Source organism: Lactiplantibacillus daoliensis (genome assembly GCF_005405005.1).
Classification (GTDB): Bacteria; Bacillota; Bacilli; order Lactobacillales; family Lactobacillaceae; genus Lactiplantibacillus; species Lactiplantibacillus daoliensis.
Map to the genome: position 1 here is coordinate 65,196 of NZ_BJDH01000001.1, position 16,246 is coordinate 81,441.

Here is a 16,246-nt window from a genome sequence, read left to right on the forward strand (position 1 = left end):
AAGTCTGGCCTAACGTTTTCGTTAAGCCAGACTTTTTTATGACGCCGCTAAACCTTGATAGATTTGAGTCAAATTCCAGCGCATCATGTCATAATAGGTCGCACCAGTTGATCCAGTAGCCCCTAAAGAATCGGTATACAAGGTTGCCTTAATTGGCAAGTTGGTTTCTTTGGACAACTTCTGCATTGACTTCGGTGAGACTGACGTTTCAACAAACAACTTCTGCACGTTAGATTGCCGAATTTGGCTAATAACGGTTTGCATCTGTTCGGGAGTTCCCTGAGATTCCGTATTAACCTCCCAAATATAGGCCGCTTTAATTTGATAGGCTGCTGCAAAATATTTTAAAGGCGCCCTCAGAAGTCACTAAGACACGTTGATCCGTCGGAAGCTTAGCAAATTTTGTCTGAGAACTTTGATGCAACTTTTGTAACTTGGCTTGATAGACTTGCGCGTTTTACCGATAATAAACCGCATTGGCAGGATCTTTCTGCTGCAGTACTTGACTAATATGTTTCACGTATTGCTGCCCATTTGCCAAATCTAACCAGGCATGCGGGTCTGGTTCATGACGATTGGTCGTCAAATAACGGACCGGTATCCCCTGCCTTGCCGCTAGACATTTTTGCCAACGGTCTTTTTCGACGACTGAACCAGTTTTCAAAACCAGCCGTTTCCCCCAGTCTCTAATCGTAGCCCATTATAGAAGATGACATCCGCATCTGCTGTGGCCGTAATGTCACTTGGTTGCGGATCATATTCATATGGGTCAGTCCCTCGTTTGACGATTGAGTAGGCGTCCACTTTATCACCACCAACTTGTTGAACCATATCATTTAAAATCGAGTTGGTACTGACGACCCGCAACTTGCCTGAAAACTGAGTCGTTGCTGCAGGAAAAATGCAACTCCGGTAATCAAGCCAACGCCCAACAAACTGATAACGTTCGCAAATTCTCGCATCTGCATGAGATCCTTGCTAAACTGTAAAAAACACTTTGGAGACGATTACATGACTATCAATCTAAAACAAACCTTAACTTCTAAAAACTTACTCACCACCATCGATCATTGGTTTATCGGTACCGTTAGCCTCCTCTACCTAGGGCTATTAATTAGTACTAAATGGACTATCAGTATGCGATGGGTAGCCGGGGCTTCGCTGCTACAATGGCTAGTTGTCCATCTCATTAAAACCAGTCGGCCACAACTAAAACCAACAAAATTGGTGACAACCTTTAATTCAACCCTATATAATTTAGGTATCTTGATTGGCCTAATAATGACCGTTAGCTACGCCATTTTGTTAGCCTTACTGACTGATCATCGTTGGCTGATTGGACAACAGTTGATGATTGTTTTGGGTATTTGTAGCTGTTTACTCGTCGCTAATTTCATCATCCTGCGAAAACTGATTTAATTGTATTGGAAAAGCGCACCCGCCAACAGACGAGTGCGCTTTTATATTCCAAAAAGACTTGAGATACGGATTAACTTAATGCTTTGAAGATTTTGATTTTTTCCAGACGTATGCCAAAATCAAGACTAACAACAGGATGCCCAGAACTAGCAAGCCCATCGACAATTGCTCATTCGATTGTGGCAAATTTTTAGCCTTTGATTTTTGACGACTTGTGGTCGATTCAGCTTTAGCATTTGCCGTTGGCTTTGTTGTTTGAACGGCATCCGCAGATTTTACAGTAGAACTTGCTTGTAGCTTAGGCGTTTCTTTAATCCCCGATTGCTGTGGCTGATCAATATTTGGTTTCGAAGTTGTTGTTTTAATCGTATTCATGAATTTCACCGTGACTGTTGTCGTTTTCTTGGAGATTATCACCACTGGACTTTCAGTACTCAATTGATAACCATCCGGAACCGACACCTGTTTCAATTGATAGGCACCAACCGGTAAGTTATTTTGGATAATCTGACCCCACTTATCGGTGACAAGCTTGCCATCAACTTGCTTACCGGTTTTCTGATCAATCAATTCGAATTCACTGCCAACAATCAATTTAGTTGGCCGATTTTTTTCGTGATTAATAATCGTTAATTGACCTTTAATTGCTGGCTCCGGGGTCACTGGTTTTGGCTCATTTACAAATTTGATAGTCACTTTTGGCGTATCCTTTGAAATTTTAACAACTTGCGTTTCAGTATTCAAAACATAGCCAACTGGTACCGAAACTTGTTTCAATTGATAGTCACCCGCCGGTAATTCTGTTTGACTAATCAGTCCATTCTTATTAGTCACTAACTTGTCACCAACTTGTTTACCAGTCTTTTGAGCTATTAATTCAAATTCACTACCCACAACCGGCTTAGCTGGTTGGCCCTTTTCGTGATTAACAATCGTGATTTGTCCTTTAACTGGTTCTGGGGTCGGTGAATTCTTGACTAACACATTAGTGGTTTCACCCGCATTAACTGTGAAATCGAATACGTGGTCATTAATCAAGTAACCTTTAGTTGCTGTATTTTGTCGAATGCGATACTTTCCTGGTAATAACCCCGAACGGTCAAGTTGGCCGTTCGCTTTAATCAACAGATTAGTGTCAATGTTAGTCTCGCCGATTGCCGTCACGCGGCTCAAACTGAAACGACCACCATTCAACGGTTTACCGGTAGCCGTATCTTGATTACTAATTAGCACACTACCTTGTGGGTTGGTCTTGGAAACATTGGTTATTTTCACCGTCGTCGGCGTATTCGCCGCAGTTCCAATCGCAAAGGCAGTTTTAGCCTCGTCACCTTGTGGTAACACATAGCCGGCCGGTGCTGCAACTTCCTCTAGATAGTATTTGCCAGCTTTGAGACTACTAATTTGAAATTGACCATTCGCATTGGTTTCATACAATTGTGACCCCATTGTCGTGCCATTATTGTCCAGTAATCGGAATTTAGCACCATACAGTGGATTCCCAGTCACACTATCGACTTTGGTCGTTTGAACCGCATTAACTGGATAGTTCATCGTTACTTTGGCCTGGTTCACATTGTAATAGGTCCCCGAACCATTAATTAATTGGACTTGATTGACGGCCTGACTATTTTCAGGCGTTTCAGCTGTGGTGATTTGCGCTGGATAGTCAAAATTAACTTCTGCTTTCGGGTCAAATGGTACGGCCGGGTCCAACACCATTTTAAGCATGGTCACTTTTGGATAATCAGTTGGTGCTAGCTGGGACGCCGTTTGCCAAACAACCGAATCACTATAATCATCAGCCCCATAACTTGGCTTAGCAGTTGCATAGTAAACCTTAAAGGCTTTCTCATAATCAATCGGACTGGCGGTTACAGCAGTCTGGTTTTTAACTGTCACTGGTCCTGCTAACTTGACATCGAATTTTGAACCATTAGCCCCTGCAACCGGCAGATAGTTCACTAACCCAATCTTCTTGGCAGCTTCACTATAACCATTGTACAAATTAGTCCGATACTTAATCACGTCACCTGCGTAGCCATAAGCACCCAAGTCAGAGGAATAACCACCGTCACCTTTGGCAACTAAATTACTGACTTTCAATCCAGCAATCGGCATATAATTTAACGTAGTATTAGCTAGTTTAAGACCTTTATTCGGATCTTTCGTATCAGTATATAACTGATACTTATCTCCACCAGTCAGTGTGGGCGTCACAATCGACTTTAATCCCGCTGGATTATTCAAGTCATAGCTACCATCATTATTGTTATAAACCACATAACTTTCAATTTGATAATTGTCGCCTTGACGTAACTGTGCGGCATCTAATGGCAAACTAATCTCGTACTGATTATTTCCGTTTTTATCACTGTTTACTGGTAATAAATCCGCTACTATGGCTGTTCGTCCACTGTTATGAAAATTGGGAATGACTTGTGGCTTAGACAGCCCTCTCAGACCACTCTGATCCACAGCCAGTCGCGTATGCTCAGGGACCATAAAGTAAACCTTGGCGTTTTCTGGCTGTGTATTTGCATAATTATTATACAAACTCATACTGCGTTTAATCGTAAAATCGTGCCCGTTCACGACATTCAATTGATCTTCCTTATCACCACTGCTGATCTCAGGGGGTTGACTACTCCCCTGCTTATACTTATACAAATAGAATCTGTCATATCCGCGGCCACTCTCAAAAGCACCGTTATAAAAACCAGGATACTGCGCATACACTGTCTCTAGTGTGTAATATTTAACGTTCTTAGTGGGGTCTTTCCGGAACTTCTCCAAACTTTGTTCGGTCATTGTTGCCACAAGATTGAATCCGAAAGCGGCATCTTGATTGGTCACCTCAATGGGATGATCAAATTCCAATTGAAAGCCTTGATATTTTTTGGTCAGCTTCGTCGCGTTCCAGGGAGTAACGCCTAAATTGTCTTTCAGTAAATCCTTGCTACCATCAGCATTAATCCCATACAAATGATTATCGGTCATTCCAGGTAAGTTCGGTGTTCTAGCGGTTTTTAAGGCAAAGCTTTGCAGATTGTTATCCTGATAAAAGTCTGTTGGTAACGTCGCCTTTAACTTTGAAACCGGTAACGTCACCCCTGCCGGAATATGCTGAAAACCTCCGCCTGCAATTTGACCAGCCGTCTGGACAGAATAACGCACTTTGGTTTGTCCATTTACATCCGATAATACAGCTTGGTCACGGTTAGTTTCATTATGAACCCCTTTCCCCTCTGGCACTGGATCCCAATTTTGACCACTCTTCAACTTAAGGGTTGCCGGCCAACTATGATTACTGGTAACGGGGATGCTACTGCCCTCGTACTTCACCGAATAGCCAACTCGTTCCTGATAGTCGTTATTCGTGTTAAAAGTAAGCTGGCTCCCTTTAGAAACTTTCAACGGCAAATACCGCTTTGGACGATCGCCAAGAAATTCACTAGGCGTAAATGTCCGAGTTGCTTGCTTCGTGGCTGCATCATAGGTCCAACCATTCGGAGCATCCGTATTAAACTTTAAAAGATTTAACTTGCTAAGATCCATGGTCACTTCAATATTTCGACTGTCATTGGTGTTGTATAAATAATAGACATACATATTAGTGGTTTGGTCAGACAATGTTGTATAGGTCCCGTCACCATTCGGCTTCAGCTGATTTTCCTTGCCCTCGTAATTGTAATAATAATTTAAGTCAGAATATTGACCAGTAACTGTAACTTGAGACATACCGAAGCCTCTGTCAACTAGCGGTGAAGAATCAATATAATAACCCTTACTTGCTGTGTTAACCACCTGATCATGCTGATCTCGGATTTCCTCAACAATGGTTCCACGGGTCTGATCAACATTTAAACGCTTGGGCTGAACCACTGAGGGAATTTCTAAATTTTCGCCTGCACTCACTTGCTTTAAAGAATACTCAATAATCCAGCTTTGGGGATCGCTCGTAATGACTTTACCACCCTCCAGCTTATCAGCGAAGTCGTTGTCGGCGGGTTTGGCTAGTCCTTCGGCTGTTGGCTGATCAAAATCACGTCGATCGAACCGAAGTCGGATTTTACCACCATTAAACGACTCATGAGTCTGATTGTTCAACTTAGCGATAATTTTATAATCACCACTGTATGAGCTGATACTAAGCTTTTCCGTGGGCTTGTCACTCCCCTGCTTAATGCTGAACAATTCAACGCCGCCACCGACTGCTGACGCGGCCTGCGTCGTATTAGCGCTGATCACTCCCATCGGTATCGCCAGAATTTGTAGCATCAGTAATAAAACCATTAATAGATTAGCTAGTTTTCCCCTGTTTCTCATCATAAATGCTCCCCTTAAATGACTAGAAATTTTAGTTAATATCCTTTACTGAATGTTATCATAGTAAAAATAAAATGCTAGTCACCTTTTGAACGGGTCGGAAGCGCATCGTTTGTTGATTTATAAGAAAAAGCACAGCTAATTATTGATATATCAGCAATTAGCTAATCCCCGAATGTGTGGGGTAAATAATGATATTAGTAAATTAATTTTTTTGGGGAGAGCATCCACGGCCAGTCGAACTAATTATGTTGAACATTAAATACCACTACTGACAATACAACGTGAAAATGGCGAATTTACAATTGAAATGTAACCGTAACAAAAAAAGCACTTGCCCAAATGGACGAGTACTCTTTTTTTGGATTCAGAAAATGTTGATAATGCAACGCTTTTTCTAAAAATATTAACGCTTTGAGAATTGTGAAGCTTTCCGGGCTTTCTTCAAACCTGGCTTCTTACGTTCCTTCATACGAGCGTCACGAGTCAAAAGACCTGCGCGCTTCAAAGGACCGCGGAAATCTGGGTCAACTTCAAGCAATGCCCGAGCGATACCATGACGAGTTGCGCCGGCTTGGCCGTGGAACCCACCACCGATAACGTTAACTAAAACATCATATTGATCAGTTGTTTCAGTTACTTCAAATGGTTGTAACAATTCCTTGCGAATATCTGCAAATGGAATGTAATCATCAACTGATTTGTCATTCATAACAATCTTACCAGAACCTGGTACTAAACGTACGCGGGCGACTGAATCTTTACGACGGCCTGTGCCGCGATATTGTACTTGAGCCAATGTAGTTTCCTCCTTAGATTAAGTTAGTGATGTCCAAAACTTCAGGCTTTTGTGCTTGTTGCGTATGTTCTGCACCAGCATAAACATGCAACTTCAAGCCCATTTTATGACCTAAAGAGTTGTGAGGAAGCATACCCTTAACTGAAGTTTCAATTAATTTTTCAGGTTCCTTTTCACGGAAGTCACCAGCAGTCCGTTCCTTTAGACCACCAGCATAGGCAGTATGGTGATAATAAATCTTCCGTTCTGCCTTCTTACCAGTTAAAGCAATCTTACTTGCATTAATTACAATTACGTTGTCACCAGTATCCACATTAGGTGTGAATGTTGGTTTGTTCTTACCACGCAAGATTGATGCAACGACAGTTGATAAACGACCTAAAGGTAGATCAGTTGCATCAACTACATACCATTTACGATCAATTTCACCTGGTTTAGCCATATATGTTGTACGCACGTTGTGTTCCTCCATTTTCTGTTTTGCTTGACACTCAATAAGATTTCCGGGGCTTATCGTGGGGCAAACAATACCAACGATTAGTTTACCTAATTTAGCCCGAGAAGTCAATAAGTTTTTAAGTCCGACTGTAACTCAGCCCGGTCATAATAGACCTTTTTCATATAGAGTCCAGATGCCGGCGCAGTCCCCCGCGCTTGAGCACGATTCTTCGCCGCAATTAAGGCTGGAATGCAGTTAACTTCACGCCGACCTTGCCCAATTTCCATGAGCACCGCCACCATAATTCGCACCTGGTTATATAAAAAGCCGCTCCCGCAAAATTCAAACTGAATTTCACCATCGTCTAACGCCCATGCTTTGGCAGAATAGATTTCCCGCACATGGTCATGCGCCTGCGACCCAGAGGCCACAAAGGTGGTGAAATCATGCTTACCAACTAATGCTGGAATTGCTTGCTGAATGCGTTCAATATCGGCCGTAAATTTAAAATGACCCGTGTAATTCCGTTTGAATGGATCAACGAACTCATTTTGATACGCCCGGTACCAATAACGTTTACCAACTGTATCATATCGTGCGTGAAAATCAAGGGGCACGCACTCGACTTTTTTGACCAACATGTCCACTGGCAACAAACTATTTAGCCCCCGCCGGACCCCTTCAGCATTGATTGCCGTTGGTAAATCAAAATGAACCACTTGTCCAAAAGCATGGACACCGGCATCCGTCCGCCCAGCCCCATATACCACAACTGGTTCGACCGGGTCTTTCGCCATTTTATTGACCGCTTTAGTTAAGACTTGTTCGACGGTTCGCTGATGTGGTTGTCGTTGAAAACCAGCAAAATTAGTGCCGTCATACGCCAAGGTAATTTTATATCTCGTAACCACGCTTTTCCTCCATTAACCTAAAAAGGCGGCAAGTTTGCCCGCCTTTAGAACTTATGCTCGTAGCACAACTAAAATAATCGTCAAAGCAACGAAACTAACAGTCGCCCAGCTGTCACGGGCTTGCCATTTCAAGATTCGGAATTTACTGCGGCCTTCGCCACCTTGATAACCACGGGCTTCCATCGCCGTCGCTAAATCTTCTGCCCGGTTGAAGGAACTCACAAATAATGGGATCAATAATGGCACAATCGCCCGCATTTGTTGAAAGATATTGCCTTCACCAAAATCCACACCCCGCGCGCGTTGCGCATTCATGATCTTTTCGGTTTCATCCATTAAAGTTGGGACAAACCGTAGCGCAATTGACAGCATTAACGCAACTTCGTACACGGGAAAATGAACCACTTTTAATGGCATTAGAATATATTCAATCGCATCCGATAATTCCAATGGCGGCGTCGTTAACGTTAACAACGTTGACATAAAAATAATCAACACGAAGCGACAAAAAATATAAATCCCATTCACTAACCCGAGTTGACTAATGGTAATAATCCCCCATTTGAAGTAAACGTGACCGCCACTCCCGCTGAAGAGCACTTGTAAGATAACCGTGAACAGAATCAGCCAAATCAACGGTTTAACCCCATTGATGAAAAACGACCATTTAACACCGGATAATTTAATTGCTAATAACGTAAAAACAAATAAGGCCACATAAGTCTGCCAATTATTCGCGATGAAGATAATCCCAATAAAATAAAAGCTTAATAATAGTTTGGCACGCGGGTCCATGTGGTGAATGACCGACTTACCAGGAATATAACGCCCAAAAATCAGTTTATTCATCATGGGATTCAGCACCCCCAAACACGGTCGCTGGTAATTGCGCCACTAATGCCGCAGCCAGCTGATCTTCAGTCAATGGGATTGGATTAAACTGCAAGCCCTTAGCCATTAATTGTTGCGCAAACGCAGTTGTTTTCGGCAATCCCAGTTGATGTTCAACCAACCATTGGGGATCTTTGAAAATTTCTTGGGGCGTCCCAGTCTTAACCACTCGGCCTTGATCCATCACAATCACATGATCCGCATAATTAGCAACATCATCCATCTGATGGGTTACCAGCACAACGGTGAGACCTTGTTCACGACGTAACCGGGCAAACATTTCCATCATGTCTAAACGTCCCTGAGGGTCCAATCCCGCAGTCGGTTCGTCCAGCACCAAAATTTTTGGCTGCATCGCCAAGACACCAGCAATTGCGACCCGTCGCATTTGGCCCCCAGAGAGGTCAAATGGCGATCGGTCCAACAAGCTCTTATCTAGTCCCACTAGTGTTAACATTTTCTCAGCCGTCTCCAAAGCTTCGGTTTCACTAACGCCAAAATTCTGTGGACCAAACGCAATGTCCTTCACGACAGTTTCTTCAAACAACTGATTTTCTGGAAACTGAAAGACAATCCCAACTTGTTGACGCAACGATTTTAGATCTTTATTACTCGTCGCTGGCGTAATCACGCGCTCACCAATTGTGACTGTCCCACTAGTTGGTTTGAGCAAGGCGTTTAGATGTTGCAACAATGTGGATTTGCCACTTCCAGTATGACCAATCAATGCGGTATAAGACCCATCTGGAATGGTCAAGTTAATGTCGGTTAACGCCTTCGTTTCAAAAGGGGTGCCCGGTTGGTAAGTAAAATCTACTTGTTTGAAATCAATTGCCATAACCAGTCTGCCATCCCTTTCTCCGTTAAATAGTCAGCCGGAACTTTAACGCCTTGCCGTTTTAAGGCCGCTTTTAGCCGCTCAGCGTAGGGCATGTCGAGTCCCATTTTAATCAAAGCCGGACCATGCTTAAAAATATCAGCCGGTTGACCTTCTTCGACAAGCCGGCCGTCATTGACGACCAAGACGCGATTCGCACTCGCGGCCTCATCAATGTCATGTGTGATCGACAACACGGTCAAATCAGAGTTGATCTTCATTTGTTGGATCGTTTGCAGCACTTCATAACGCCCTTGTGGATCAAGCATTGACGTGGCTTCATCTAAAATCAGAATCCGTGGTCGTGCGGCAATCATCCCCGCTAAAGCGACCCGTTGCTTTTGCCCACCAGATAAACGCGCTGGTTCACGCGTCGCAAATTCAGCCATATTGACCTGGACTAAAGCGTCGTGAACCCGCGTCAACATTTCGTCACGCGGAACACCCTGATTTTCCAAACTGAAAGCAACGTCATCTTCAACCGTCGCACCCACAAATTGATTATCAGGGTTTTGAAAAACCATCCCAATTTTTTTGCGAATATCCCAGACAGTCTTTTCTGAGAGGACTTGTCCATCCACCGTCACTGTCCCGGAAACGGGGGCCAATAATCCATTAATATTTTTCGCTAACGTGGATTTACCCGAGCCATTATGGCCGACAATTGCCACCCATTCACCATCCGCCACCGAAAACGAAATGTCTTTTAACGTCAAGTCATCCGCCGACTGTTGCGGGTAACGATAATTTAAATGTGCAACGTCAATAATCTGACTCACCGTCGTCCCTCATTTCCATAATTTTATGGTTCTAATCATATCACATTCAACCGTAATAGATATTAGTTACTGTTCATCTTGCATTACTTACTCCGCTGCTTACCCGAATGAACTTCTAAATGATACTTACAAGCATCGCGTAAAGCTTGCCCACTGCTACAGCTCCGGTTGGGCTGGCAGATGCTCAGTGGTGCTATTTTACTTAGCCGAGTGATTTTCTCGACTTAGTAAAAGCCCGGCTTACGAGACCGCTCTGTGGCTCGTAACCGTGGCCACCACGTTCCAGCATCTGCCAGTCCAACCGGAGCGCCAAATAGCCTCATACAAGATATACTCAGTGAAGTATCACTTCAAATCACTAGCTGGGCCGTACTTATACCCAGTATCACTAAATAAGGTAAACTTTTTCTTCAAATTATTCGAAACATAAACTTTTTTGTCTTTAGTGATAAAGATTGCGCCAACGCCTTCATCGGACTTGCCGTTAATATACTTCATCCCATCTTTTAAGCCCTTATCAAAGGTAGCTGTAGACAAGCCATCCCCATCCGTCGACTTTTTAGAGATAATTGAAACGCCCATCAAGTTATTTTCGAACGGTGCCCCAGTCTTAGGATCCATTAAATGACTGTAGACTTTGCCATTCTTTCTGAGGAAGCGTTCATAAATCCCAGAGGTCACAATCGACATGTTCTTTGCTGGTAACGAACCAATTGAAGTCCCCCGTGATTGTTTAGGGTCTTGAATCCCAACCGTCCAATTACCAGACTTGGTCCCTTTAGGACTGTCACCCATTACATAGATATTCCCACCAAGGTCAATAATCGCTGTTGAGACACCATGATCTAAGAAGTAGTTGCGAACTTGGTCGGTCATATAGCCCTTAGCGATTCCGCCAAGATCCAGTTGCATGCCCTTCTTTTCCAAATAAACGGAATGTTTTTTATCATTTAATTTAACTTTAGTATAGTCAACTAACTTAACATTCGTGTCAATTTCTGATTGACTAGGAACCCGTGCATCTGAGAACCCAATCCGCCAAAGTTGCGTAATTGACCCAATGGCCATATCAAATGATTCATCAGAGTTCTTACTATAGTAGTAAGCCTTCTTCAAAATCGGATAAATGTCCTTGCTGACCACGACAGGGTGCTTACCCGCGGCATTGTTGACTTTATCGATCTCGGAACCTTTGGCATTAGTGGTTACTTCCTTAGCTTCCTTTTTCAAAAGCTTAAAGGCGCCATCAACGACTTTGTCCTTACCCTTATTATAAACACGTAAGGTCACGACCGTCCCCATCATAAACTGGGTATCTTCACTTGGCGTTTGCACCACTTTTGTCGGCTTAGGCCGATCACTGGCCTCCTTAGCTGCCTTACTCTGACCGCAAGCTGTCAGTGGGACAACCAATGCCAGTATCAATCCTAACTGAATCCATTTTCTCAGTTTCATAACGTGACTTCCCCTTAAATATTTTCAATCGTCATTATACCAAAGTTTCGGGTTACTGACCGCGATTTTCCGTTAGCCAGATTAGCGTTCACCGAAAACAAAAGGCCCGAGACAGATACGCCTCAGGCCTCTAAAAAATAATTAAATGTAATAAGTGCTAGTCAGAGAAGACCATGTTGTTAACCGTAATGGTCTTAGTGTTACCATTTTGAGCAGCATTTTGTAATTGTTCAGCATACAATACGAAGGTATTGGATGATTCAGTCGCACCAGTGACAACGTCAACCTTAGTTGGGTCACTGTTCTTAACCAATGACTTGTTCAAAGCAGGTGTATAAGTCTTAGGATCAGTCTTAGCAACCTTCTTCATTTGCTTGTTGTATGAAGCATCTTCAGTCTTTGACTTGCCGTTCTTGTTAACTTGGTCGTAGTTAGATTTAGTAATCTTGTTATCCTTAACAGTCATAGAGAATGTAACTTTATAACCATGTGAGTAGTTCTTTTCTTTCAAAGTATAAGTGCCGTCTTTCATCTTAGCGCCATTGTTGATCTTGATGGTGCTCTTCTTACCAGCTTGGGCAGCTTGTACTAATTGTTGTGCGTAGTTTTGGAAAGTCTTTGATGATTCAGTTGCACCAGAAACAACGTCGATCGTCCCAACGTTACCAGTAGCAGCGGCACCTTCTAAGGCTTTGTTCAACTTAGGTTCGTAAGTCTTAGGGTTGGTTTTTGAAACTTTCTTCATTTGCTTGTTGTATGAAGCGTCATCAACCTTTGACTTGCCCTTCTTGTTAACTTGGTCATAGTTTGACTTAGTAATCTTACCTTTCTTGTTAACGGTAATACTGAACTTAGTCTTGTAACCATGTGAGTAGTTCTTTTCTTCAAGCTTATAAGTACCCGCTTTCATCTTCTTACCAGCGGTTAACTTAGCAGTCTTAGCTGAGGCGTTTAAGCTTGTGAAACTGCCCCCAATACCCGAGAATGCCATTGCTGAAATGGCAACAACTGATGCACTTGTAATAACTGACTTCAACTTCATATTTCCCACTCCTAACCTTTTTGTATGAAAATTCACATTAATCTTAACGTTAATTAACGGGATAGTCAATCAAATTTATAAAAATATTCGTACTAAATGTAATAACCATAACAATGGTGACGCTTTAGTATTCTTTTATTATAACGCAAAAATTCCGCTTGAACATAATGTGATTAATTATGCATTCTAATCAATAATTCATAGACAAACGTTTACATTACTTATATAATTGTAAGTGGAATTATTATTTTTTTACATTATTTATTCAAGGGAGTTGTTACGCAATGGCAAAGAAAAATATTGTCGTTGTCGGTGCGGGTTTTGCCGGCGTCTACGCAACGAAGAAATTAGCCAAGCATTTCAAAAAAAATGCTGACGTCGAAATCACGTTGATTGACCGGCATTCATACTTCACGTATATGACCGAACTACATGAAGTTGCGACAGAACGAGTTGAACCAGAACATATTCAATATGATCTGCAACGGTTATTCTCACGTCGCAAAAACGTCCGTCTCGTCACTGATACAGTTACGGGAGTCGACAAAGACAAACAAACCGTCACGACTGAACATGGCAGTTATCAATATGATCAACTGTTAATTAGTTTAGGTGGCGAATCCAATGACTTCGGAACCCCCGGAGTTAAGGAACACGGTTATGAGTTATGGTCATTTGAACAAGCAATGGCCTTACGTGCTCATTTAGCCGACATTATCCGTCGCGGAGCTGCTGAACTTGATCCAGCTAAACGCAAAGCCATGTTGACTTTGACTGTGTGTGGTTCCGGGTTTACCGGTTCTGAATTAGTTGGTGAATTAATTGAATATCGAGATGTGTTAGCCAAGGACAACAAACTTGATCCTAGCGAAATCACCATTCAATTAGTCGAAGCTGCGCCAACGATTATCAACATGTTGAATCGGACGCAAGCTGGTAAAGCTGCTAAGTATATGACTAAACATGGCGTTGACATTATGACCAACTCCATGATTACTGAAGTCTTTGAAGATCACGTTACCTTGAAAGACAAAGAACCAATTCCAACCTATACATTGATTTGGACCGCTGGGGTTCGTGCTAATAGTGTCGTTAAGAACTTTGGCATGGAAACTAACCCTCGTGGTGGTCGTTTGGTTGCTAACGAATTCATGCAAGCTAAGGATGCGAAGAACGTCTTCTTAGCTGGTGACTCAACTAGCTACCAAGAACCTGGCCAACCACGTCCCGTTCCACAAATCGTGCAAGGTGCCGAAGAAACAGCCGCAACTGCCGTTCAAGGCATTATCAAGAATATTGACCACGTTGATAAAGAAATCAAGCCATTCCACGGTGCTTATCAAGCTTCCGTTGACTCGATTGGTTCGAAGTATGCCGTTGCTCAAGTATTGGATAACTGGAATGTATCTGGTTTCATCGCGGTCTTATTGAAACACGCGATTAACTGGCTCTATTATGTTCAAATTTTCTCTGGCTATTATTTATTCCAGTACTTCATGCACGAATTTTTCCGGACTCGCAACCGTCGTAATGTTTTCCGCGGTTGGACCTCACGCATGGGTAACGTATTGTGGAGTGTGCCACTACGGTTCTTCTATGGTGCAATGTGGTTGTGGGATTGCTGGACTAAGGTTCAAGGTAAAGAATCATGGTTTGTTGACAAACTACGATTAACCTCCTTCTCTTGGTTACAAGTTTCCGCAACTAGTGGTGCCAGTGAATCAACAACTAAGGCAGCTAAAGGAATCTTCAGTTTGTCTTACATGTATGGTAAAGATCCATTGCTTGTGTTTGACAAGATGCCGACTTGGTTCGAATCTGTTACCAAGGTCTTCATTCCAAACATGCAAATGGCCTTCTTCTTCCAGAAATTGATGACCTGTGTGGAAATCGCCGTTGCTTTATGTATCTTCTTCGGCCTCTTCACTTGGTTAGCTAATGCCATTACCATCGGCTTGGTTGTCGTCTTCTGTTTATCAGGAATGTTCTACTGGGTCAACTTGTGGATGATCTTTGCAGCCTTAGCATTAATGAACGGTTCCGGCCGGACATTTGGTTTAGACTTCTGGGTTGTTCCGTGGATGCAAAAACATCTCGGCCACTGGTGGTATGGGAATGTCAGCTCACATTACGATGCTGTCAAAACCCGCTAGATGCGTTATAATTAATTAAATAGTTTCCCGATGGTTCAAGGGTAGCTTTTACCTTGAACCATTTTTTATTCAATCTAAAATGGAGGTTCGGCAATGAAACGATTGCGCGCAACTTGGCAAGTATTCAAACGCTACGGCGATATGATTCGGCCATTCGACATTGTCATCATTGTCGGCTTACTTATTTTGTCGTTCGCTCCCCTTGCAATCTTCTCGTATCAGCAACATCAACAAGCCGTTCGAGAAGCCCAGGTGGCTAAAAAAAATGCCCAAAAGCGGCAGCATAATTTGACGGCCGTCGTGTCACACGACGGCAAAGTGCTCAAACGCGTCAACATCACAGCCTTGACCAAAACGATGCACTTTACCTATCGTGATGCCCACGGTGACTATAATCGTGTCACCTTTGAACCCAAACGGGTCGCCATTACTGACGCCAACTGTTCCGACCAGGTTTGTGTGCGACGAGGTTGGATTCATAAACCCGGACAAACAATTGTTTGTTTGCCACACAAACTCTTGGTTGAAATTAAGTCCAGTACCGGCCATGTCCAATCTGGCGGTAACGGACTGGTCACGGAGTAAAAATCAGTGAATAATTCGTATGAACAAACTAATAAAACACATCGTAATATTTATATTGCCCTGCTAGTCGCTCAGGGAGTCATTATCGGCATTTTGGAACGGATGATTCCCTTTCCGTTTGCCTTCGCGCCAGGCGCCAAACTGGGCTTGGCTAATCTCATTACGATCGTGGCAATTTTTACGCTCTCATTTCGCGATGTGATCACCCTCACCTGGTTACGGCTCATTCTAACAGCCTTGCTGGGTGGCACACTCTCCACATTCTTGTATAGTTTTGGCGGCGCCTTTTTGAGCTTGTTTTCGATGCTATTGGTCAAGCAGCTGGGGCCAAAACGGGTCAGCTTAATCGGAATTTCTGCGACCGGTGGCGTCATGCATAACGTGGGCCAATTACTCGTTGCTAGTCTGATTGCGCAGACCTGGACCGTCATGCTCTATTTGCCAGTCTTGTCGATTATTGGCCTAGCCGCCGGTGGTGCCCTCGGGATCGCCGCTAACTACTTATTCACGCACGTCACGATTTTAAAATATTTACGTTTTAATCATGAAAAATCGAGAAAGGAGTAA

At 43.1% G+C, this 16,246-nt stretch carries 13 protein-coding genes and 1 pseudogene; 4 read left to right on the forward strand and 10 right to left on the reverse strand.

What is annotated here, in order from left to right:
- Positions 1 to 36: 36 nt before the first annotated feature.
- Positions 37 to 894, reverse strand: a pseudogene (locus tag FFM64_RS00295) (metal ABC transporter solute-binding protein, Zn/Mn family); the annotation flags it as partial.
- Positions 895 to 1,011: 117 nt separating this feature from the next.
- Between FFM64_RS00295 and FFM64_RS00300 the strand changes: the two are divergent.
- The gene (locus tag FFM64_RS00300; protein WP_137606017.1) at positions 1,012 to 1,419 is read left to right on the forward strand and encodes a hypothetical protein; all 408 of its coding nucleotides are present in this window, start codon (positions 1,012 to 1,014) and stop codon (positions 1,417 to 1,419) included.
- Positions 1,420 to 1,494: 75 nt separating this feature from the next.
- On the opposite strand, the gene FFM64_RS00305 is transcribed toward FFM64_RS00300, so the two are convergent.
- The 9 genes from FFM64_RS00305 to pplA all read right to left on the reverse strand — a co-directional run bounded on the left by FFM64_RS00305 (position 1,495) and on the right by pplA (position 12,941).
- Positions 1,495 to 5,751, reverse strand: coding sequence for an MSCRAMM family protein (locus FFM64_RS00305; protein ID WP_137606018.1), 4,257 nt, complete (start codon positions 5,749 to 5,751; stop codon positions 1,495 to 1,497).
- A gap of 403 nt (positions 5,752 to 6,154) precedes the next feature.
- On the reverse strand, positions 6,155 to 6,547 hold the full coding sequence (rpsI, locus tag FFM64_RS00310; protein WP_137606019.1) for a 30S ribosomal protein S9: 393 nt from the start codon (positions 6,545 to 6,547) through the stop codon (positions 6,155 to 6,157).
- Between the two features lie 13 nt (positions 6,548 to 6,560).
- Complete coding sequence (rplM, locus tag FFM64_RS00315; RefSeq protein ID WP_137606020.1) at positions 6,561 to 7,004, reverse strand: 50S ribosomal protein L13; 444 nt, start codon at positions 7,002 to 7,004, stop codon at positions 6,561 to 6,563.
- Between the two features lie 107 nt (positions 7,005 to 7,111).
- Positions 7,112 to 7,897, reverse strand: coding sequence for a tRNA pseudouridine(38-40) synthase TruA (gene truA / locus FFM64_RS00320; RefSeq protein WP_137606021.1), 786 nt, complete (start codon positions 7,895 to 7,897; stop codon positions 7,112 to 7,114).
- Between the two features lie 51 nt (positions 7,898 to 7,948).
- Positions 7,949 to 8,749 carry an energy-coupling factor transporter transmembrane component T family protein gene (locus FFM64_RS00325; protein WP_137606022.1) on the reverse strand — a complete coding sequence of 267 codons (801 nt, stop codon included), beginning with the start codon at positions 8,747 to 8,749 and terminating at the stop codon, positions 7,949 to 7,951.
- Complete coding sequence (locus FFM64_RS00330) at positions 8,739 to 9,626, reverse strand: energy-coupling factor ABC transporter ATP-binding protein (RefSeq protein ID WP_137606023.1); 888 nt, start codon at positions 9,624 to 9,626, stop codon at positions 8,739 to 8,741. Before FFM64_RS00330 ends, FFM64_RS00325 begins: the two co-directional genes overlap by 11 nt.
- Complete coding sequence (locus FFM64_RS00335; RefSeq protein WP_137606024.1) at positions 9,602 to 10,444, reverse strand: energy-coupling factor ABC transporter ATP-binding protein; 843 nt, start codon at positions 10,442 to 10,444, stop codon at positions 9,602 to 9,604. The genes FFM64_RS00330 and FFM64_RS00335 overlap by 25 nt, the downstream gene beginning before the upstream one ends.
- Before the next feature lie 345 nt (positions 10,445 to 10,789).
- Entirely contained in the window at positions 10,790 to 11,899 is a 1,110-nt protein-coding gene (locus tag FFM64_RS00340) for an FAD:protein FMN transferase (protein ID WP_137606025.1), read from the reverse strand.
- 157 nt (positions 11,900 to 12,056) lie between these two features.
- Positions 12,057 to 12,941: an extracellular electron transfer flavoprotein PplA gene (gene pplA, locus FFM64_RS00345; RefSeq protein ID WP_137606026.1), complete on the reverse strand. Its 885-nt coding sequence runs from the start codon at positions 12,939 to 12,941 to the stop codon at positions 12,057 to 12,059.
- Positions 12,942 to 13,225: 284 nt separating this feature from the next.
- Here pplA and FFM64_RS00350 point away from each other — a divergent pair, with 284 nt between their 5' ends.
- The 3 genes from FFM64_RS00350 to FFM64_RS00360 all read left to right on the forward strand — a co-directional run bounded on the left by FFM64_RS00350 (position 13,226) and on the right by FFM64_RS00360 (position 16,246).
- Complete coding sequence (locus FFM64_RS00350) at positions 13,226 to 15,094, forward strand: NAD(P)/FAD-dependent oxidoreductase (protein ID WP_137606027.1); 1,869 nt, start codon at positions 13,226 to 13,228, stop codon at positions 15,092 to 15,094.
- A gap of 93 nt (positions 15,095 to 15,187) precedes the next feature.
- Positions 15,188 to 15,679 (forward strand): NusG domain II-containing protein, encoded by a 492-nt coding sequence (locus tag FFM64_RS00355; RefSeq protein ID WP_137606028.1) that lies wholly within the window; start codon positions 15,188 to 15,190, stop codon positions 15,677 to 15,679.
- 6 nt (positions 15,680 to 15,685) lie between these two features.
- Positions 15,686 to 16,246, forward strand: a complete 561-nt coding sequence (locus tag FFM64_RS00360; RefSeq protein ID WP_137606029.1) for a Gx transporter family protein — start codon at positions 15,686 to 15,688, stop codon at positions 16,244 to 16,246.

Excerpts from the sequence above, each read along its gene's own strand:
- FFM64_RS00330 (WP_137606023.1), bottom strand. The coding sequence starts at position 9,626 with ATGGCAATTGATTTCAAACAAGTAGATTTTACTTACCAACCGGGCACC.
- pplA (WP_137606026.1), bottom strand. The coding sequence starts at position 12,941 with ATGAAGTTGAAGTCAGTTATTACAAGTGCATCAGTTGTTGCCATTTCA.
- FFM64_RS00350 (WP_137606027.1), top strand. The coding sequence starts at position 13,226 with ATGGCAAAGAAAAATATTGTCGTTGTCGGTGCGGGTTTTGCCGGCGTC.
- FFM64_RS00325 (WP_137606022.1), bottom strand. The coding sequence starts at position 8,749 with ATGATGAATAAACTGATTTTTGGGCGTTATATTCCTGGTAAGTCGGTC.
- FFM64_RS00355 (WP_137606028.1), top strand. The coding sequence starts at position 15,188 with ATGAAACGATTGCGCGCAACTTGGCAAGTATTCAAACGCTACGGCGAT.
- FFM64_RS00300 (WP_137606017.1), top strand. The coding sequence starts at position 1,012 with ATGACTATCAATCTAAAACAAACCTTAACTTCTAAAAACTTACTCACC.
- FFM64_RS00340 (WP_137606025.1), bottom strand. The coding sequence starts at position 11,899 with ATGAAACTGAGAAAATGGATTCAGTTAGGATTGATACTGGCATTGGTT.
- FFM64_RS00305 (WP_137606018.1), bottom strand. The coding sequence starts at position 5,751 with ATGATGAGAAACAGGGGAAAACTAGCTAATCTATTAATGGTTTTATTA.